This window comes from Actinoplanes sp. NPDC020271 (assembly GCF_044388125.1).
Lineage (GTDB): Bacteria > Actinomycetota > Actinomycetes > Mycobacteriales > Micromonosporaceae > Actinoplanes.
The window spans coordinates 74,084-93,287 of the sequence record NZ_JBIRWQ010000004.1 but is presented as its reverse complement, the minus strand read 5'-3'; the positions used below and the strand labels follow the sequence as shown (position 1 = coordinate 93,287).

The 19,204-nt window shown below is 70.9% G+C and carries 22 protein-coding genes; 8 read left to right on the top strand and 14 right to left on the bottom strand.

Going from position 1 to position 19,204, the window contains the following annotated elements:
• Positions 1-11: 11 nt before the first annotated feature.
• Positions 12-407, bottom strand: coding sequence for a globin (locus ACH442_RS10610; RefSeq protein WP_396337708.1), 396 nt, complete (start codon positions 405-407; stop codon positions 12-14).
• Positions 404-1,501: a mechanosensitive ion channel family protein gene (locus ACH442_RS10605; protein WP_396337707.1), complete on the bottom strand. Its 1,098-nt coding sequence runs from the start codon at positions 1,499-1,501 to the stop codon at positions 404-406. Before ACH442_RS10605 ends, ACH442_RS10610 begins: the two co-directional genes overlap by 4 nt.
• 190 nt (positions 1,502-1,691) lie before the next feature.
• Here ACH442_RS10605 and ACH442_RS10600 point away from each other — a divergent pair, with 190 nt between their 5' ends.
• Entirely contained in the window at positions 1,692-2,249 is a 558-nt protein-coding gene (locus ACH442_RS10600) for an HNH endonuclease (RefSeq protein WP_396337706.1), read from the top strand.
• On the opposite strand, the gene ACH442_RS10595 is transcribed toward ACH442_RS10600, so the two are convergent.
• Positions 2,250-3,041 carry a class F sortase gene (locus tag ACH442_RS10595; protein WP_396337705.1) on the bottom strand — a complete coding sequence of 264 codons (792 nt, stop codon included), beginning with the start codon at positions 3,039-3,041 and terminating at the stop codon, positions 2,250-2,252.
• Complete coding sequence (locus tag ACH442_RS10590) at positions 3,038-3,502, bottom strand: hypothetical protein (RefSeq protein WP_396337704.1); 465 nt, start codon at positions 3,500-3,502, stop codon at positions 3,038-3,040. The genes ACH442_RS10595 and ACH442_RS10590 overlap by 4 nt, the downstream gene beginning before the upstream one ends.
• A 205-nt stretch (positions 3,503-3,707) precedes the next feature.
• Between ACH442_RS10590 and ACH442_RS10585 the strand changes: the two genes are divergently transcribed.
• Together ACH442_RS10585 and ACH442_RS10580 are read left to right on the top strand one after the other, a co-directional pair.
• Complete coding sequence (locus tag ACH442_RS10585) at positions 3,708-3,995, top strand: hypothetical protein (RefSeq protein WP_396337703.1); 288 nt, start codon at positions 3,708-3,710, stop codon at positions 3,993-3,995.
• Positions 3,982-4,365 carry a DUF5130 family protein gene (locus tag ACH442_RS10580; protein ID WP_396337702.1) on the top strand — a complete coding sequence of 128 codons (384 nt, stop codon included), beginning with the start codon at positions 3,982-3,984 and terminating at the stop codon, positions 4,363-4,365. Before ACH442_RS10585 ends, ACH442_RS10580 begins: the two co-directional genes overlap by 14 nt.
• On the opposite strand, the gene ACH442_RS10575 is transcribed toward ACH442_RS10580, so the two are convergent.
• Complete coding sequence (locus tag ACH442_RS10575; RefSeq protein WP_396338120.1) at positions 4,362-4,901, bottom strand: Uma2 family endonuclease; 540 nt, start codon at positions 4,899-4,901, stop codon at positions 4,362-4,364. The genes ACH442_RS10580 and ACH442_RS10575 overlap by 4 nt on opposite strands.
• 127 nt (positions 4,902-5,028) lie before the next feature.
• Positions 5,029-7,587, bottom strand: coding sequence for an aminopeptidase N (gene pepN / locus ACH442_RS10570; protein WP_396337701.1), 2,559 nt, complete (start codon positions 7,585-7,587; stop codon positions 5,029-5,031).
• Between the two features lie 127 nt (positions 7,588-7,714).
• Between pepN and ACH442_RS10565 the strand changes: the two genes are divergently transcribed.
• The 3 genes from ACH442_RS10565 to ACH442_RS10555 all read left to right on the top strand — a co-directional run bounded on the left by ACH442_RS10565 (position 7,715) and on the right by ACH442_RS10555 (position 10,723).
• Positions 7,715-8,341, top strand: a complete 627-nt coding sequence (locus tag ACH442_RS10565) for a disulfide bond formation protein DsbA (RefSeq protein WP_396337700.1) — start codon at positions 7,715-7,717, stop codon at positions 8,339-8,341.
• 265 nt (positions 8,342-8,606) lie between these two features.
• Positions 8,607-9,803, top strand: coding sequence for a DUF1015 family protein (locus ACH442_RS10560; protein ID WP_396337699.1), 1,197 nt, complete (start codon positions 8,607-8,609; stop codon positions 9,801-9,803).
• A 2-nt stretch (positions 9,804-9,805) separates the two neighbouring features.
• Positions 9,806-10,723: an alpha/beta hydrolase gene (locus ACH442_RS10555; RefSeq protein WP_396337698.1), complete on the top strand. Its 918-nt coding sequence runs from the start codon at positions 9,806-9,808 to the stop codon at positions 10,721-10,723.
• Here the strand turns inward: ACH442_RS10555 and rpiA are convergent.
• From rpiA to ACH442_RS10540, 3 genes are all read right to left on the bottom strand, one after another.
• Complete coding sequence (rpiA, locus tag ACH442_RS10550) at positions 10,720-11,421, bottom strand: ribose 5-phosphate isomerase A (protein WP_396337697.1); 702 nt, start codon at positions 11,419-11,421, stop codon at positions 10,720-10,722. The two genes, ACH442_RS10555 and rpiA, sit on opposite strands and share 4 nt — an antisense overlap.
• 49 nt (positions 11,422-11,470) lie before the next feature.
• Positions 11,471-11,893 carry a hypothetical protein gene (locus ACH442_RS10545; protein ID WP_396338119.1) on the bottom strand — a complete coding sequence of 141 codons (423 nt, stop codon included), beginning with the start codon at positions 11,891-11,893 and terminating at the stop codon, positions 11,471-11,473.
• Between the two features lie 187 nt (positions 11,894-12,080).
• Positions 12,081-13,304, bottom strand: a complete 1,224-nt coding sequence (locus tag ACH442_RS10540; RefSeq protein WP_396337696.1) for a GNAT family N-acetyltransferase — start codon at positions 13,302-13,304, stop codon at positions 12,081-12,083.
• A gap of 104 nt (positions 13,305-13,408) precedes the next feature.
• Between ACH442_RS10540 and ACH442_RS10535 the strand changes: the two genes are divergently transcribed.
• Together ACH442_RS10535 and ACH442_RS10530 are read left to right on the top strand one after the other, a co-directional pair.
• The gene (locus ACH442_RS10535; protein WP_396337695.1) at positions 13,409-14,023 is read left to right on the top strand and encodes a DNA-directed RNA polymerase II; all 615 of its coding nucleotides are present in this window, start codon (positions 13,409-13,411) and stop codon (positions 14,021-14,023) included.
• 171 nt (positions 14,024-14,194) lie between these two features.
• On the top strand, positions 14,195-15,091 hold the full coding sequence (locus tag ACH442_RS10530) for a glycosyltransferase family 2 protein (RefSeq protein ID WP_396337694.1): 897 nt from the start codon (positions 14,195-14,197) through the stop codon (positions 15,089-15,091).
• A 6-nt stretch (positions 15,092-15,097) separates the two neighbouring features.
• Here the strand turns inward: ACH442_RS10530 and ACH442_RS10525 are convergent, their stop codons facing one another.
• From ACH442_RS10525 to ACH442_RS10505, 5 genes are all read right to left on the bottom strand, one after another.
• On the bottom strand, positions 15,098-15,466 hold the full coding sequence (locus tag ACH442_RS10525) for an AtzH-like domain-containing protein (protein ID WP_396337693.1): 369 nt from the start codon (positions 15,464-15,466) through the stop codon (positions 15,098-15,100).
• Between the two features lie 8 nt (positions 15,467-15,474).
• Positions 15,475-17,088, bottom strand: a complete 1,614-nt coding sequence (locus ACH442_RS10520; protein ID WP_396337692.1) for a regulator — start codon at positions 17,086-17,088, stop codon at positions 15,475-15,477.
• Complete coding sequence (locus tag ACH442_RS10515) at positions 17,085-17,744, bottom strand: cysteine hydrolase family protein (protein ID WP_396337691.1); 660 nt, start codon at positions 17,742-17,744, stop codon at positions 17,085-17,087. The genes ACH442_RS10520 and ACH442_RS10515 overlap by 4 nt, the downstream gene beginning before the upstream one ends.
• Positions 17,745-17,747: 3 nt before the next feature.
• Positions 17,748-18,437: a cysteine hydrolase family protein gene (locus ACH442_RS10510; RefSeq protein ID WP_396337690.1), complete on the bottom strand. Its 690-nt coding sequence runs from the start codon at positions 18,435-18,437 to the stop codon at positions 17,748-17,750.
• Positions 18,438-18,509: 72 nt separating this feature from the next.
• On the bottom strand, positions 18,510-19,145 hold the full coding sequence (locus ACH442_RS10505; protein ID WP_396337689.1) for a GntR family transcriptional regulator: 636 nt from the start codon (positions 19,143-19,145) through the stop codon (positions 18,510-18,512).
• Positions 19,146-19,204: the final 59 nt, after the last annotated feature.

The window sequence follows — 19,204 nt, the reverse complement described above, 5'->3', positions numbered from 1 at the left end:
CAGCGAGGGCGTCACGTCTCGCTGTTGACCATGAAGTACGCCGCGCGCTCCAGATAATCCCAGAGCGTCGTCTGCTGCGGCTCGGGCAGGGCCAGCGACTCGACGGCCGTGCGCATGCGGGCCAGCCAGGCATCCCGCTCGGCCGGGCCGACGCGGAACGGGGCGTGCCGCATCCTCAGGCGGGGGTGGCCGCGAGTCTCCGAATACGTGCTCGGGCCGCCCCAGTACTGCATCAGGAAGAGCCGCATCCGTTCCTCGGCCGGGCCCAGATCCTCCTCCGGGTACATCGGCCGGAGCAGCGGGTCGGCGGCGACCCCCTCGTAGAACTTGGCGACCAGGCGACGGAACGTGGGTTCGCCGCCGACAGCGGTGAAGAAGCTGGCCTCTTCCGGTACGGGTGCGCTCACCCGTCCATCCTGCCAGCCCCGGGCCGTGGCTCGTCCGCAGGCGGGGGCGGATCGGCCGGCCCCGGGTACCACGCCGGGGGCACCGCGGAGCGCGGCACGAGGCGCGACGCGGCGATCCGCTCGGACAGCCCGCTCGTCTCCAGTGACTCGGTCAGCGCCCGGCGCAACTCGCGCTGCACGATCGCCTGGCTGTCGGCGGTGGTCTTCGCGATCGTCCGGATCGTCGCGCCGTCCACGGTGAGGGTCTCCACCCCGACCACGTCGGGCGCCTCGATGAACTCGGTCTTGTGCTCCGGGTGCTGGGCGACCGCTTCGGCGGCCCGTTTCAGCACCGCGATCGCCTCCTCCGAGTTGACGAAGCCGATCGGGACGTCGATCACGACCATCGCCCAGCCCTGGCTCTTGTTGCCGACCCGGACGATCTCACCGTTGCGGATGTACCACAGCACACCCCGTGAGTCGCGGACCGTGGTGATCCGCAGGCCGACGCTCTCGACCACGCCGGTGGCCTCGCCGAGGTCGACGGTGTCGCCGACGCCGTACTGATCCTCCAGGAGCATGAACAGGCCCGCTATCAAGTCCTTGACCAGGCTCTGCGCGCCGAAACCGAGGGCGACGCCGACGATGCCGGCGCTGGCCAGCAGCGGGCCCAGGTTGAAGCCGAACTCGCCCATCACCAGCAGCGCCGCCATGGTGAAGACCACCGCGCTGACGAAGCTGCGCAGCACCGAGCCGATCGCCTCGGCCCGCTGGCGCCGTCGCTCGGGGATGAACTGCCCCTCCTCGGCGGACTCGACGACCTTCTCGCGGAGCGGCTTGAGCAGCGCCGGCATCGCGGCCCGCGAGGTGCTCGCGGTGAGCCGGCTGATCGCCCGGTGCAGGGCCCAGCGGATCAGCAGCGCGATCAGGATGATCGCGAGGATCCGGATCGGCTTCACGATGATCAGGTAGCCGCTGTTGGCGAGCCACTGACTGTCGGTCTGCTGATAGAGCCAGGTGCAGAACGCGTCGGACTTGCACGACGCGGTGACATCGGGGGTGGTGAAGACGTTCACCGAGGCGGACGGAGCGGGGGTCGGAGCGAGGAGCCACACGGGGAGTCAAAGTACCGGGTCCGGCTGAGCCGGCGACGTCAGACGTTTACCGCCCGGCCACAGATTGTGCTCGCCATTTCGTCATCCATCAGGGACTATTGGCGCACAGGCTTCGTCAGCGAGGCCCAGATCACACACGGCTGAGCTACGGGAGCGCTACACAGCAACTGACACCGGAAGGGTGATCGCGATGCCTGACATACGACCCATAGTGGGCTCTTCCGCGTTGGTCCTGAACGCTACCTACGAGCCTCTGTGCGTCGTATCGGTGCGTCGAGCCACGATCCTCGTCCTGACCGACAAGGCGGAGTGCGTCTCCGACGGTGACGGCATGTTGCACAGCGCGCACGAGGAACTCCCGGTCCCCTCTGTGGTCCGTCTCACGCGGTATGTGAAGGTGCCCTACCGCACACACGTCGGTCTTTCCCGCCGGGCCATCTTCGCCCGTGACGGCGGCCGCTGCGCCTACTGCCGCGGTTCGGCCGAGACCATCGATCACGTCTTCCCGCGCTCCCGCGGCGGCCTGCACGCCTGGGAGAACGTGGTGGCCGCCTGCGCCAAGTGCAATCACAGCAAGGGTGACAAGACCCCGGCCGAGCTCGGCTGGCGGCTGCATGCGATACCGCAAGCCCCACGCGGGGTGGCCTGGCGGGTGCTCGGGCACCGCACGCCCGATCCCCGTTGGAGGGACTGGCTGGATCTTCCTGACCACCACGCCGCCCCGGCCCTCGAGGCCGAGGCGGCGTAACTATTTCCTGGCTCTGATCAGCGAGGCGTAGACGACGACGTTGTCGGAGTAGCCCTGGTCACCCCCGAGCCACGTACCACCGCAGGTCATCAGGCGTAACGAGGGCCGGCTGTAGTCACCGTAGACACGGTGCACGGGCAGCCGGTCCTTGTCGTAGTGCTCGACCGAGTTCACCTCGAACACCGCGACCGTCCCGTCCGCGCGGCCCACCTCGATCAGCTGTTTCGGTTTCAACTTTCCAAGATCATGAAAGACCGATTCTCCCGTACGGGTGTCGGCGTGCCCCACGAACAGAGCCGGCCCGAACTGCCCCGGGGTGGGCCCGCCGTCGAACCAGCCGACCTCGTTGTGCCGTTTCAGCGGCGGCACGTCGACCGTTCCGTCCGCGGCCAGCCCGACGTCCAGGACCGGGGCGTCGACCTTCAGCTCGGGGATGGTGAGCCGTTCCGGGCGGCTCGGCTCCAGCACCGGGAACGCCCGTGGCGGCGGCTCGTCCGGCCCGCTGAACAGGCCCAGGTCGAAGCCGCTGGAGACGCCGAGGCCCATGCCGACGGCGAAGAGCCCGAGGAACGCCAGGATCAGGGCGATCCAGCCGATCGGCCGGCGGCGCCGGCGGGCCGGGGCGGGACGCGGGGCCGGGGTCCGGCGGGGACGCGGCACCCGGAAGGCGGACCGGCCACCCTGCGGGCGGGGCGCCGGCAGCGGGCCGGTCACCACACCCTCGGGCGGGGCGCTGATCTGAGCGGGGCGTTTGCGGCGGACGGCTTCGGGCACCCCGGCCTCGTCGCTCACCGTGCGGCCTGCCGGCGGCGCGCGGACACCAGGGCGAGCACGGCAGCCGCCGTCATCACCGTGAGCCCGCCCCCGATCAGCAGCCGAGCGGTCCGCTCCGGCGCCGTGCCCCCGCCCCCGGTGGCCGGCCCGCGGCTCGGCTCGACCTTGGCCAGCACGTGCAGGGTGGTGCTCGCGCTCTTCCCGTCCGGGCAGTGCAGCACCACCGGGTAGTCGCCGGCTTTCTGACCGGTGGGCACCTTGACGGTCGCGGTGAGGAAGCCGAACTCCGGCTCGACCGGCACCGAGCCGATCGGGCCGGCGGTGACCGTGGCCGCCTTCAGGTTGTCGTCGCAGGAGGCGCGCAGCGACAGCTGGTCCCCGGCGCGCACCGTGCTCGGGTTGGCCTCGACGAACACCGCCGGGGCGGCCTGGGCCGGCACCGCGAGCGCCGGTAGGAACAGAACTGCGGCCAGGCGCATCGAGAATCCCCCCTCTTGCCGTTGGCGGGCGGAAAGCACGCGGACGGCGCGTGAAGGTGATTTTCGCATCGCCAGGCACATTCCGCGTAGATCCCGACGGCGTGAGACCCCGGTTCGAGACCCGACGGTCCGGCACGACTCGTGCTCCGCTACCGTGATTGATGTTCGACTCAAATGAGGATCACCGGCGCCTGGGGGCGTTCAGTTGTCTGTAATCACAACCGTTCTGGTCTATGTGATCATCCCGGCCGCGGTCATCGGCGCGGTGGCGACGATCGTCTTCGCCGGCTCCGACAAGGCCAAGCCGTCCCGTCGGTACCGTCCGGGGCGGCCGTACGAGTTCGCGCCGATGTGGTTCCTGTCCGCGCCCAAGAGCGCCGCGGCGGACCACGGCCACGTGACCCCGGCGATCGAGCGCGGACTCGTCATCGAGGACAGTTCCGGCGCTCCGGTCCGGCCCGGCCCGACAGGAGGCGCAAGTGACAAGTGGTGAGCCGGTCGAGGGCGAGAGTCCCTTCACGACCCGTCAGCTGCTGCGCCTGGACGAGGCGCTCCGGATCGCCGACCAGGCGACCGGCCTGACGTTCAGCATCTACCTCGGCGAGCTCGAGGAGCCGATCCGCGAGTCGGCCGAGAAACTGCACGCGCAGATCGCCAACCCGCAGAAGGCGGTGCTGCTCGCGGTCTCGCCGAGCCAGCGCCGGCTGGAGATCGTCACGGGCGACGAGGCCCGGAAGCGGATCACCGACCGGGACGCGAAGCTGGCCGCTTTCGGCATGGCCGGCTCGTTCTCCGGCGGCGACCTGATCGGCGGCCTGATGATCGGCCTCGACCAGTTGGCGTCGCACGCCGGTCGCTCTTAAAAAGAGCTGACCCTCATCGGGTACGGGGCGTCGAGCTTGACCTCGGCGTCCTCGATCCGCTGGATCTGGCGATAGGCCGTGCCCTCCAGCGCGTAGACGCTCAGCGCCACGCCCGGCTCCACCCGCCAGTACGCCGGAATGCCCGCCGACGCGTAGACCGCTGCCTTGAGCAGCCGGTCGTAACGCGCCGTCTCGGGTGACTCCACCTCGACGACCAGCGCCACGTCGGCCGGGTCGGCCCAGATGCCCCCGGTCGAGCGCGGCCGCAGCACGGTCACGTCGGGAACCAGGCTGCTCGTGCCGATCGCGACGCCGAGCCGCGCGCACACCCACCAGTCGGGCGGCGCCGCCGTCCGCAACGTGATCACCACTTCGTCGACCGCGGAGTCGTGTTCCGGGCCGGTCGGCGGGGCGACGTGCAGACTCCCGTCGACGATCTCGTAGCGGTGCCCGTCCTGCGGGAACAGGTGCAGGTCGGGCTCGGTCCATCTGCCGTCCGGAGCACTCCATCGCACCGGCGAACCCTGGCTCAGCATCGTCACGGGCACCTCCTTGGCCGCGGGTTGTCAGCCTACTCATCAGGTGCCGATGCAACTTGCAGTACGCAGGAAAAACGGCCCCATCCAGCGAACCGGACGGGGCCGTCGTGTTCCGTTCATCCGGTCAGGACGAGGCGCGGTCCTTCGCCCGGGCCTTGAGCGCCCGCAGGATCCCGTCCCGGCCCTCGGCGATCAGCCGCCGCAGCGACGCCGGGTGCCCGTCCTGCGCCAGCCAGGCGTCGGTCAGCGCGACCGTCTCCTCGCTGATCTGGAACGTCGGGTACGCCAGCGTCGCGAACTCCTGCGCCGGCTCACTGTCCGACCGGGCCCACACGTCACCGGCCACGGCGAAGAACTTCTCCGCGTACGGCGCGGTCAACTCCACCTGACGGGTGCTCTGGAAGCCTTGCAGCAGCGAGCGGTTCAGCCAGTTCGGCGGGGTCTGCGGCCCGGTCAGCTCGGCCCACACGCGGGCCTTGTTCTCGGCGGTCGGCAGCAGCGCGCGGGCGATCGCCGCCTCCCGCTCGCCGCTGGCGGTCTTGTCCGCGGCCAGCTCGTCGTCGATCTCGGACTCGGCGGCCACCCCGATCGCGGCGAGCGCCTGCAGCAGCGACCAGCGCAGCTCGGTGTCGACGACCAGGCCCTCCGGCTTGTCCCCGTCGCCGAGCCAGCCACGCAGCACCTCGGCCTGCTCGGGCGTACGGGCCGCCGTGATGTAGGCGCGGGCCCAGGTCAGCTGCCAGCCGCTGCCCGCCTCGGCCGCGGCGAGCTGGGTCTGCGCCAGCTTCGCCAGCATCGCCCAGCCCTGCGGCGCCCACTGCGGGTCGGCGAAGCTGACCAGCGCGCTGGCCGCCTGCCGCAGAGTGGCCGTGGTCAGGTTGATGTCGCTCTCGGCGGGCAGACCGGAGACGACCAGCTGGACGTAGTCCCGGGCGGCCAGCTCGGCGTCGCGCAGCATGTCCCACGCGGCGGCCCAGCACAGTGCCCGCGGCAGCGCCGAGTCGAACCCGGCGATGTGGTTGACCAGCACCCCCAGCGAACGCTCGTCGAGGCGCAGCTTCGCGTACGTCAGGTCGTCGTCGTTGATCAGCAGCACGTCCGGCGCCTTGACCCCGGCCAGCGCCGTGATCTCGGTGCGCTCGCCGGCCACGTCCACCTCGAGGCGGTCACGCCGGACGAGCTGGTCGCCCTGAAGGTCGTACAGGCCGATCCCGATCCGGTGGGTACGCAGCGTCGGGAACCCGGCCGGCGCCTCCTGCAGCACCGTGACGCTGGTGTAGCGCTCCTGGTCGTCCAGCTCGACGACCGGGCGCAGCGTGTTGACCTGCGCGGTCTCCAGCCACTGGGCGGCGAACTTGCGCAGCTCCCGGCCGGACGCCGTCTCCAGCTCGGTGAGCAGGTCGTCGAAGGTGGCGTTGCCCCAGGCGTGCTTCTTGAAGTACTCCCGGAGGCCGGTGAGGAACGGGTCCAGCCCGACGTACGCGACGAGCTGCTTGATGACGCTGGCACCCTTGGCGTACGTGATGCCGTCGAAGTTGACCTCGACCGCCTCCAGGTCCGGCATCTCGCAGTAGACCGGGTGGGTGGAGGAGAGCTGGTCCTGCCGGTAACCCCAGGACTTGCGGATCGACAGGAACGTCGACCAGGCGTCGGTGAACCGGGTGGCGTGCGTGTTGCACCAGTGGCTGGCCCACTCGGCGAACGACTCGTTCAGCCACAGGTCGTTCCACCAGCGCATGGTGACCAGGTCACCGAACCACATGTGGGCGAGCTCGTGCAGGATCGTGTTGGCCCGCTGCTCGTACTCGTAGTCGGTGACCTGCGACCGGAAGATGTAGTGGGCCTCGGCGTGCGTGACGCAGCCGAAGTTCTCCATCGCGCCGGCGTTGAAGTCGGGCACCCACAGCTGGTCGTACTTCGGCAGCGGGTACCGCACCCCGAACTGCTCGTGGAAGAAGTCGAAGCCCTGCTTGGTGATCAGGAACAGGTCGTCGGCGTCCAGGTAGCGCGCCATCGAGGCGCGGCAGAAGACGCCCAGCTCGATGCCGTCGTGCGAGTCGCGGACCTCGTGGTACGGCCCGGCGCAGATCGCCGTGATGTACGTGCTCATCCGCGGCGACTTCGCGAAGTGGGTGGTCCGGGCGCCTCCGGCGGCCGGCTCCTCCCGCTCGACCGGCATGTTCGAGACCACTTTCCAGTGGCCCGGCGCGGTCGCGTGCCAGGTGAACTCGCTCTTCAGGTCGGGCTGGTCGAACGCCGCGTAGACCCGCTGGGCGTCCGCGGTCTCGAACTGGCTGTAGAGGTAGATCTCGGAGTCGACCGGGTCGACACTGCGCTGCAGGCCTTGCCCGCTCGCCGAGTAGGCGAAATCACCCTCCACGACCAGCACGTTCGACGCCGCCAGGCCGGGCAGGGGCAGGCCCTTCTCGGCCGACCAGGTGCTCAGGTCGAGCGGCTGGCCGTTCAGCGTCGCGCTGGTCAGCCGGGCCGCCGCCGCCTCGATGAACGTCTCCGCGCCCGGTTCGGAGCAGGTGAACGAAACAGTGGTGATGGAGCGGAAGGTCTCGGACCCGGGGTCGCCGTTTCCGTCGGTCAGATCGAGGGCGATGTCGTACGCGGACACCTCGAGCAATCGACTCCGCTCCGCGGCCTCGACCTGGGTCAGGTTGTGAACACCGGCCACGTGCACTCTCCTTCGAGCTGACTGCCTTTTCCTCGCAGCCTATGCGCCGCGCTCGTGTCACACCTCACCCGTCCCGCCTTCGGCCGTGGGCGAGCGAGAAAGTACTTGCGCGGGGAACAATCGAGCCATGACTGAACGTGCCACCGTCGACATGTGGTTCGACCCGCTCTGCCCGTGGGCCTGGATGACCTCGCGCTGGCTGCTCGAGGTGGAGAGGGTGCGCCCCCTCGACGTCCGCTTCAACGTGATGAGCCTGTCGGTCCTCAACGAGGGCCGGGACCTGCCCGAGCAGTACAAGGAGCTGATGACCCGCGGCTGGGGCCCGGTCCGGGTCTGCGTCGCCGCCGCCGAGACCGCCGGCCCGGAGGTCCTGCGGGATCTCTACACCGCCCTCGGCACGCGGATCCACCTGCAGAAGTACGAGTTGGACGAGAAACTGTTCCGGGAGGCGCTGACCGAGGTCGGCCTCGACCCGGAGCTGGCCGCCGCCGCGCTCACCGACGAGCGGGACGAGGCCCTGCGCGCCAGCCACGACGCCGGTATGAAGCCGGTCGGCACGGATGTCGGCACCCCGGTGATCCACGCCCCGGGCCCGAACCCGGACGAGAAGGTCGCGTTCTTCGGCCCGGTGGTCACGCCGGCGCCGAAGGGTGAGGCGGCCGGCAAGCTGTGGGACGGTGTCGTGCTGGTCGCCGGGACGCCCGGCTTCTTCGAGCTGAAGCGCAGCCGCGACATCGGTCCGATTTTCGACTAGTTCGCCACTTGTCTCCGGGCGTCGTCGTTGGATGGGGTGATGTACACCTCATCCAACGACGCGGTCGGCATGACCATCGGCGTCCAGCGCGAAGTATGGCCAGATTTATCCCCTGAACTGGCGGGACTCGTCGCCCCGCCGATCATCGTGACGGCCCGCCCGGTGCAACGCCCGGTGAACAAGCATCGGCAGGCCCAGTTGAGCAGGTCACGCCGGAACATGCCGGTGGGTGGGCATCGCCGGTCCGCCGGGTAAGTTGCCTGCCATGACGGTCGTGCACCCGATCAGCCGGGCCTGGATCACCACTGGCGGTACCGGAGCCCAGAACTACGACGAGTTCGCCGACGACGCCGAAATCACCGACATCATCACGGCCAACCCGCACAGCTCGTTGGCCGTGGAAATGCCGCATCTCGCGCCCGAGTCCCTCGGCCAGACCTTCGCAGAGTCTCTCCCGGACGCCGTCGTCCGGCTGGAGCGCGACAAGTCCGAGGGCCACTACCGGCAGACTGAGCACGTCGTGGTGCTCTACCGGATCACCGCGAAGGACGAGGCCCCCGCCTACGGCCTGTGGAGCATGGTCGACACCGACCAGATCTCCACCAGTGCCGACGAGCCGGGCCTGGTCATCCGCAACGAGGACGTCTTCATCGCCAAGGTCCGCGAGCGGGTCGCGCTCGCCGAGTCGCTGCAGACCCTGCTCTCCCCGGTGCTGCTGCTGCAGACCGGCAAGGGTGAGGAACTGCACGCGGCTCTCGCCGACGCCTGCGACGCCGCGGGCGAGCCCGAGGCCACCGACACCGACCAGACCGGCCGCACCCACGCCATCTGGGTCGTCGGGCCGGGCGAGCTGCAGGACCGGCTCACCGCCCTGGCCTCCGGCGGCGAGCTGGTCGTCGCCGACGGGAACCACCGCAGCCTGGCCGCGCAGACCGGTGGCCTGCCGCGCTTCCTCGCGGTGATCACCACGCCGGCCTCGGTCGCCATCCAGCCCTACAACCGCCTGATCAGCGAGCTTCCGGCGACGCCGGAGGAACTGCTGGAGCGCCTTCGCGCGGCCGGTGCGACGGTCACCGAGCTGCCGCGGGCGGCGGCGCTTCCGGGCAAAGGGACGATGGAGATGTACGTCGCGGGCCGCTCGTACGCGGTCGGCCTCCCCGCCGACCCGGCCGGCTCGGCGGTGGAGAACCTCGACCACGCCCTGGTCGAGCGGGTCCTGCTGCGCGACGTCCTGGGGCTGGACCCGGGTGACAAGCGCATCTCGTACATCGGCGGCGACTACCCGGTCGAGTGGCTGCGCGGCGAGGTCGACGCCGGCCGGGCCGAGCTGGCCGTGCTGATCGCCCCGGTGACGGTGGAGGATTTCGTCGAGGTCAACCTGGCCCGGCTGAAACTGCCGCGCAAGAGCACCTGGTTCACGCCGAAGGCCCGGGGCGGGCTCGTCCTCGCCCAGCTCGGCTGATCATGCTCCACCCGCAGGTGACGGCGGCGGCGAACCTTCGCCGCCGCCCCACCGCCGAGCAGCTCCCGGCGGAACCGTACGAACGACTTCAGTTGGCCCGTGCGGCGATGGAGGAGTCCAACGAGGCGGAGACCGGCCCCGCGCTGCCGTTGCCGGTCGTCGCCGACCTGGACGCGGACGGCGTGCCCTGCCGGCTGTACGCCACCCGCGCCGACGCCCCGGTCTTCGTCTACCTGCACGGCGGCGGCTGGTGTTACGGCAGCGTCGAGACGGTGGACCGGTTCTGCCGCCGGGTCGCCGACCGTTCCGGCCTCGCGGTGCTCTCGGTGGGTTACCGGCTCGCCCCGGAGCACCCGCACCCGGCCGCTCTCCAGGACGCCGAGGCGGTCCTCGCGCACGTCCGCAAGAACGGCGCGGATCTGGGCGTCGACGCGTCCCGGCTGGCGATCGGCGGGGACAGCGCCGGTGGCCAGCTCGCCACGGTCGTCGCGCGCCGGCAGCGCGACGCCGCCACCCCGCTGGACTTCCAGGCGCTGATCTACCCGGCGCTGGACCCTCTCACCTCGGCCGAGTCCTACGACGAGCTGGGGGAGTACGGCCTGGACCGGGCCTCGATGAGGCTGGCCTGGGAGACCTACGTCCCGGACCCGATGACCCGGCTCACCCCGGACGTGGCGCCGCTGGCCGTCGCCGACCTGTCCGGGATGCCGTCCACCCTGATCATCACCGCGGAGTACGACGTGCTGCGCGACGAGGGCGCCGACTATGCGGACGCGCTGGTCAGCGCCGGGGTGCCGGTCGTGCACACCCGGTACATGGGGATGAACCACGGCTTCGCCCGCAAGATCGCCACGATCGACGGGGCCCGGGCGGCCGCCGACCAGGTGGCCGCCGCCCTGAAGGCCGCGCTGACGTTCTAGCCGGCGAGGATCAGCTCGAAGTCGTACCCGAAGAAGAGGCCCGTCTCGACGACGCCCGACATCTGCTTCAGGCGGGTGTGGGCGTCGTCCTCGATGCGGCTGAACGTCAGGTCCAGGGTGAGGTTGCCGCGCTCGGTGATGACCGGCCCGTCCTTGCCGCCGGCCGGGCGCAGCACGACGTCCTCGAGGCCGGGGAAGCCCGCCAGCTTCTCGAAGATCAGGCTCAGCGCGGCCGGGTCGATCTCCACCGGTGCCGCGAAGTTCTGCCCCAGGCGCTCGACGATCTTGGACTGGTCGACCACGATGAACGCCTTCGGCGCCGCGGCCATCATCAGTTTCTCCTGGTAGAGCGCGCCGCCCCGCCCCTTGATCAGCCGCTTCTTCGCGTCCACCTCGTCGGCGCCGTCGAAGCACCAGTCCGGCCGGACCTCGTTCAGCGTCGCGGTGCGCAGGCCCAGCGCGGCGCACGCGTTCGCCACCTCGATCGAGGTGGGAATCGCGGTGAACGACAGCCCCTCCTTCTCGGCGCGGGCGGCGAGCGCCTGCAGGGTCAGGAAGCTCGTCGAGCCGGAGCCGATGCCGACCGTCTGCCCGTCCTGCAGCTCGGCGGCCAGCCGCGCCGCCGCCTCCCGCTTGGCTTCCTCGTTCTTGATGACACCCGACCAGGTCAGGCCGTTGGGGCGGTTCTTCCACTGCATGTGATGGCAACCGTTTCCAGGAGCGGGGAGGTGGTCATCCACATCGTAATCAGCGCCTGGGGAGATCCTCTCGGGGCAACCAATTCCGCCGTACGATCACCAGGTCGCGCTCGGCGGCCGCCAGATCGTCCTCGGTGGGCCGGCAGGCGTCCCGGGCGCGCAGCGCGGCCCCCACACTGACCTGCGACGATCCCGATCCGACCAGCCCACGCAGGCCCCGTTCGACCTCCCGGTCCTCGGGGTTGCCGCCGCCCGGCGCGGGACGTTTCGTGGGCCGCGCGAACGATTTCGACGCCGGAGTTGTCGGCGGCCCCGGTGTCGGAGCGGCCTGAGCCGACGGCGGCCCCGGTGTCGGAGCGGCCTGAGCTGACGGTGGCCCCGGTGTCGGAGCGGCCTGAGCCGACGGTGGCCCCGGTGTCGGAGCGGCCTGAGCTGACGGCGGCCCCGGTGTCGGAGCGGCCTGAGCTGACAGTGGCCCCGGTGTCGGAGCGGCCGGGGTGGCCGGCGGCCCGGGAACCGGCGGTGCCGTGGGAACGGGGGCGGACGGCGGCGGCGCGGGCACCGGCGCGGCCGGCTCCTCCGGGACGTTGTTGTTCCCGGACGGAGGGCGCACGCGCCGGCGGCGACGCTCGGGCTCAGCCATGGCCCGACGTTACCCCTCAGAACACCTCGGTAGCGCTGGGCGCCCGGTGCCAGCCGAACGCCAGGCTCGGATCGTTCCCGGTCAGCAGCCGCACCCGCCCGGCCGCCGTGAGCGTGCTCAGCGACGTCCCGCCCAGGTAGGCCGCGCCCAGGTCGGTCACCGTCGCGGTCAGGTCGGCCGGGTCGCCGGTCCGCACGCACGCGGCGCCGTCCGGCCCGCCGGTCAGCCGCCACCGCCCGGCGTTCGCCGGCAGGATCGGGTCCTCCACCTCCAGCACCACGTCGACCGGGGCCCGGTAGCGCCGGGCGGCCAGCGCCGCGGGCACGTCCACCAGCCGGACGAAGAGCGAGTCGGTGAGCGACAGGCCCAGCCGCCGCGGCTCGTCGATCAGGTGCGGCAGCGGCTCGTCGACCGCGCCCATGGTGAACGTCACCCGCCGGCTCAGGTCGATGCCCAGCAGGAACCGCCACAGCGCCTGATAGGTACCCGGGTCGGCGGCGACCACCTCACGGACCTGCACCTCGGCGTCCGGCCCGTGGTGCGACCAGGCGTGCTTGACCCGCCACAACGCGTACCCGGTCGGGCCGGACGGGCCGTCGTGGACCACTGCGTACCGTTTCGTGGCGCCGTCCCGGTCGTCCTTGGCGTCGGTGAGCACGAACCGCCACCAGCGGTCGTCCCGCTCCGACCAGCCGACGCGCCCGGCCCGCGCCTGCTCGTAGAGCTTGCCGAGGTCGGAGAGGAGCGCGAACGGATCACCCATCCGCAGTCGCCCGGCCGGTTCCACGGGCGGGACGGTCAGCCTGACCTCCCGATTCATGACGTCGAACGTGAGGCGGGACGCCGCCGCGCCGTACCCGAACCGGGGGTAGATGGTCGTCTCACTGGCCCAGAGCACCGCCAGGGGCTCCCGGCCGGCCGCCGCGATGTCGTGCAGCTGGCGGTGCATCAGGGCGGTCAGCAGGCCCCGCCGCCGGTGCGTGGGCTGCACGCCGACGCCGGAGATGTGCGCGGCCGGCACGATCGCCCCGGGCACGGTCAACTCCCGGCTGAAGGCCTGCGCATGCCCCGCCACCAGCCCGGAGTCGTCGGCGACGAGCGAGCGCTCGGGCTCGAAGACGTCCCGCTCGGCGGCTTTCGCCTCCCCCTCGAACTCCTCGTGGAACACCACCCCGAGCAGGTCGCAGATGGCCGGGAAGTCCTCGTGCGTGCCGGGCCGGAGCCGGATGCCGTCGTCCATGGAGCTTGTGTAACGGACTCGCGTGGGCACGGGCCACCTATTTGCGGGCTCGTTACTCTCGGATCAGGACGGCCGTCCGGCCGACCGTCGGAAAGAGGAGGATCATGCCGGAGCAACCGCAGTGGTCCGAGCGGACGCTCGACATGCCGCCGCAGGATCCGTGGGCCGAGCCGCCGACGGTGACCGCGCCGGCCGTTCCGGAGGCCGGTGAGCCCACCCGGCCGCACGAGCCGGTCTCCCCGGCGCCGCAGTCGCCGTTCAGCCGCGGCCGCGCCTCGGTCACCCCGCGCGCCGAGCGCCGTGACCAGACCGCCGTGCACGAGCCGACCGGCACCGGCTGGCCCGAGCCCTCCGCCCCGCGTGAGCAGCACAGCATCAGCTGGCATCTGCGCCGGCTGCGTCGCGGCGGCGAGTGGAGCACCGCGGCCGTGCTGTTCGCGTTCGTCTGCTGGGGCATCTGGGCGCTCTCCGGTGGCGGCGATCTGGCCGTCCCGGTCATGGTGTTCGTGATCACGCTGCTGGTCGGCGTGGGTGTCTTCGCGCTCGCCCGGCTCGTCGGCCGCCTGGTCCTGGAGCGCTACCTGAACCGGCCGCGCCACACCGCGCGTGGCGCGCACATGGTGGCGGGGCTCTACCTGACCGGTGTCGGCTTCACGTTCCTGCAGCAGACCGCCTGGGTGATGGACGCCTTCAACTGGACGAAAAACCTGTTCGGTTGAGTCTGATGGCCTCGCTCCGCTCGGCGGGCATTTCGCCCTTCTAGGTGGATGCCGGGAGGGTCGAAGAACAACTGTGCTTCGCTGGTTGTTTCCCGGCCCTCCCGGCATCGGCGGGCGAATTGCGCTTTTTGCTGGGATTGGACCAGGCGGTTGGGGGTATTCGCCGCGGCCGTGGGAGAGTCGCGGGTCGGAGTGGTCGTCATCACGTGGCAGCGTCGGGAAGAGGCGCTGACCTGCGTCGAGCGCCTGCTCGCGCTCCCGGAGAAACCACCCGTGGTCCTGGTCGACAACGGCTCCACGGACGGTACGGCCGGAGCGATCCGGGACCGGTTCCCCGGGGTCGACGTCGTCGCCGCGGGCCGCAACCTCGGCGCGGTCGGCCGCAACCTGGGGGTACGCCGGCTGCACACCCCCTACGTCGCCTTCTGTGACGACGACACGTGGTGGTCGCCGGGCTCGCTGTCCCGGGCCGCCGACGTCCTCGACGCCCATCCCCGGGTCGCCCTGCTCAACGCCCGCATCGTGGTCGAGCCGGCCGGCACCGAGGATCCGATCGTCGCCGAGCTGCGCGATTCGCCGGTCCCCGGCCCGGACTGGCTGCCCGGCCCCGCCCTCGGCAGTTTCCTGGCCGGCGCGTCCGTCGTCCGGCGCACCGCGTTCGAGCAGGCGGGCGGCTTCCACCAGCGGCTCTGGCTCGGCGGCGAGGAGGAGTTGCTCGCCACCGACCTGCTCGGGCGCGGCTGGGAGTTGTGCTATCTCGAGGACCTGACGGTGCACCACCGCGCGTCGAAGCTGCGGGACTCGACCCACCGGCGACGGATCGGGCTGCGCAACACGCTCTGGTTCACCTGGCTGCGGCGGCCGGTGGGCCCGGCCGTACGCCGGACGGTTTTTCTTGCTCGCACCGTGCCGCGCGATCGGACCTCCCTGCTGGCCGCTCTCGACGCCGCCCGTGGCGTCGGCTGGCTGCTGGCCAACCGCAAGCCGCGCCCGTTCCCGGTGGAGGCGCGGCTGCGGGTGCTCGACGAGACGCAGCGCCGCTCCACCGCGCGCCGCTACGTGGGTTGACGGGGCTCAGGCCGGTTCGGAGACGTGCGCGGTGACGATCCGCCAGCCCTCCGGCAGGCGCGCCCACGCCTGTGTCTGCCGGCCGAGCACACCGGACCCCGGATATCCGAAGAGTGTCGTGACGACGGCGGTGCTGTCGCCGTACGTATGCAATTGGGTCTCCTTCAGGAAGCGGCCCGGCGGCAGCGGGCCCTGAGCGACCCGCCACCTCCTCTGCTCCTCGACGCCGTCCTGCCGGTCCGCGACGCCGAAGCGCACCGCCCGGTCGGCGAAGAAACTCATGATCGCGTCGACGTCGCGCTCGACGAGCGCCCGCTCGTAGGCCTCGAACGCCGCCGCCACCTCGGCGATCACCTCGGGCCGGTCCCGTTCCACGCGGCGCCTCAGGCCGTCGCCGAGGACACCGGCACGCCGCCCTCGGGGGCCTCGGTGAACGCGTTGCCCTCCACGGCCGGCGGCTCACCGGGCTCGGGCACTCGCGGCGCCGGCTTCGTCAGGGCGACCAGCACCAGGATCGCGGTCAGGAACAGGTAGCCGAGCGCCACCTGCCCGTTCGCGTTCCACCGGACCTTCTCGGCGTGGATCAGCCCGACGAACGTCAGCGCCGCGCCCGACCCGGCGAAGACCGCCGCGTGCCAGAGGCGTTTGTCGATGATGAACGCCACGATCGCGCCGAGCACCAGCCCGGCCAGGATCGCCCCCTGGCCGAGCGTCTTCAGCCCGTCGTAGACGACACCGGCCCCGGTCAGCGCGTCGTTGCCGACCGCGGCCGCGGTGGTGCCGGCCGCCGCGAGCGCATTGTCCATCTGCCCGGTCGCCCAGCTCGCGATGTTCGGGATCAGCGCGGCGACCACTGCCGCGGCGTGCGCCCGGGGCGTCGCCTGGAACGCCTGAGCGCCGATCAGCAGGCCGATGTAGAGCAGGATCGGCACGATCGCCGCGGTCGGGAAGATGGCCCCGAGCAGGCCGAACAGACCGAAGAAGCAGAGCAGTGCGATCACCGCGCCGGTCGCCATGGAGTAACCGGTCCGGCCGCCTGCTGCCTTCCAGCCCGGGTGGCCGACGTAGACGGCGGGCGGGAACGGCGAGCCCAGGCACGACCCGATCACCGCGCCGGCGCCGTCGGCGAGCAGCACGCTGCGCAGGTTGTACCGGTCGCCGGCGGTCGCCGCGCTCTCCACGTTGGTCATCGCCTCGGTGAAGTTGTAGACGCCGAGCGGGATCGCGGTGGCCAGCAGCGGCGCCATGTCCCGCAGCCCGTCGATCAGCAGGTCGACCTCGAGGTGCGGGAACGCGAACGCGATGTCCTCGGCGGCGGCCGTCACGTCCGGCACCGACATCGCCCCGCCGAGCCAGCCGATCGCGGTGCCGGCAAGCAGCGCGACCAGGCCGATCGGCAGGTTTCCGGGCAGCTTCACGTCGGTGAGCAGGCCGATCAGGAGCAGGCCGAAGACCGGCAGGGCGATCCACGCGGCCTTCCACATGTTGCCGGCCGGATTCATCGAGATGAACGTGATGGAGATGCCGGCCAGGGTGCCGAGCAGCGCCGCCCGCGGGGCGTACTTGCGGATGTACGGCCCGACGAACGCCCCGATCAGCACGATCACGCCGATGATGAACGCCCAGGCGATGCCGGCCGTCCACGCTCTGACCGGGTCCTTCGTGGTCAGGTAGATCGGCAGCATGATGACGAAGATGACGATGAACATGTGCGGGACGCTCGGGCCGTACGGCATCGCCGTGACGTCCGTCCGGTTCTCCCGCGTGGCGAGCCGGCGCGCCAGGCAGGTGTAGTAGATGTTGCCGGCGACCAGCGCGATCCCCAGGGCGGGCAGGATCACGCCGAACACGTCGGAGGCCGGCATCTTGATCACGCCGAGGCAGAGGCCGGTCAGGGTGAGCACGTTGACCAGGACGTTGACGCCGAAGCCGAAGAAGGCGTTGGTGTCACCCCGGACCCAGTAGGGAAGTTTGGCCGTAGCGGTGGTGGCGGTCATTTCCTCACCCCTTCGAGGGCGGAGATCACTGCGGGGGATTCCGCGACCCAGCCGAAGATCCCGCCCTGGGCGGCGATCATCCGCAGGCCGGCGCTGTGGAACTCCGGGAAGTAGGAGCCGACGCAGTCGGCCAGGACCAGGCATTCGAAGCCGCGGTCGTTCGCTTCCCGGACGGTGGTGTGTACGCAGACCTCGGTGGTGACGCCGGTGACGATCAACGACGTGGTGTGTTTCAACTCGTCGGACAAATCGGTGGCATAGAACGCACCCTTGCCCGGTTTGTCGATGATCGTCTCTCCGTCGAGCGGTGCCAGCTCGTCGACGATGTCGTGGCCGTACTCACCGCGGATCAGGATCTTGCCGAAATGCCCCTTCTTGCCGATCATGGGCCCTCGACGCAGCTTCGCCGGTGGACAATCCGATAAATCGGGCAGGTGACCCTCGCGCGTGTGGATGACCCGCAAGCCTGCGGCCCGCCAGGCGCTCAGCAGCGCGGCCAGCGGCTCGATCGTCCGCCGGAGCTGGGCGACATCGTTGCCGAGGCTCTCGCCGAACCCGCCGGGCAGCAGGAAGTCCCGCTGCATGTCGATCACGAGCAGCGCGGTCGTCGAAGGGTCGAAGGTGAAGGGGCCGGGCTCGGCGGCGACGGTCGGCACGGCTCACCCCTCCGTCGCGGCGATCACGTCGCCGGAGGTCGCCACGCAGCCGAAGACACCGCCCTGCATGGTCACCATGTGCAGCGCCGCCGCGTGGTTGCCCGGGTCGGTGGCACCGGTGCAGTCGCTCAGGATCAGGCACTCGTATCCGCGGTCGTTGGCCTCCCGCATCGTCGTGTGCACGCAGACGTCGGTGGTGATGCCGGTCAGGATCAGGTGGGTGATCCCGTGCGTGCGCAGCACCAGGTCCAGGTTGGTGGCGTAGAACGCGCCCTTGCCGGGCTTGTCGACGATCACCTCGCCGGCCACCGGGGCGACCTCGGGAACGATCTCCCAGCCCGGCTCGCCCTTGATCAGGATCCGGCCGCAGGGACCGGGCCCGCCGATCTCGGCGCCGATCCGCGCGGACCGCCACCGTTTGTTGGCCGGCAGGTCGGAGAGGTCCGGGTCGTGTCCCTCGCGAGTGTGGATCACGAGCATGCCCAGGTCGCGGACGTGTTGCAGCAGCTTGGCGGTGGCCGGCAGCCCGGCCCGGGTGAGCTCGATGTCGTAACCCATGGCGTCGACGTATCCGCCGGGGCCACAGAAGTCGGTCTGCCAGTCGATGCAGATCAGCGCGGTGCGGCTGACCGGCACCGTGCCGTCGTAGGGCCAGGGATAAGGGTTGGCGCGGACACTCCCGATCGTCGGCATATCGTCGATTGTCGACAGTTCTGTTTCCGCGGAATCGGCGCTTTGTAACGCCGTGATTTCTCAGCGTGATCTTCAACCGAGGTAGGCGCGCGCTCCGTGCTCATCAAGAGCCGAAAGAATTTCCCGTACGTCCCCGAGCCGCACCGCCGTGAACAACCGCTCGTGCCGATGCACCCCGTCCGCCGCCCGAGCGATCTCCGCCTCGCGCCGCATGTTCACCGCCATGTACAGCTGGATCTTCACCAGGACCGTCTCGTAGAGCGCGGTGAGCTGCCGGTTCCCGCTGAGTGCCACCACCTCCACGTGGAAGCGGCGGTGCGCGTTGGCCAGCTCGAGCCGGTCGCCGCTCTCGGTCGCCGCGCGGATCGTGTCCAGTGCCTGCGTCAGCCGGGTCAGGTCCGGCCGCTCCGGAGCGGAGGTGACGGCGTGGCGCTCCAGGACGTCGCGGACCTCGTACAGCTCGCGCACGTCGTCGTCGGAGAGCGTGGCCACCCGCGCGCCGCGCCGCGGGATGTGCTCGACCAGGCCCTGCTCGGCCAGCAGGCGCATCGCCTCGCGCAGTGGCGCCCGGCTGATCCCGAGCCGCTTGGTCAGCTGCTCCTCGACGAGCCGTTCGCCCGGATCGGTGCGCCCACTCAGGATGTCCCTGCGCAGCCGGTCGACGGCCAACTCGACGAGGCTGTACGCCGCCAGTTCCGGGTCGCTCACGCGCCCAGTCTGTCAGGAGCCGCCCCTTCCGCCGTGCCGGTCCCGCGGGGCCACGGGCG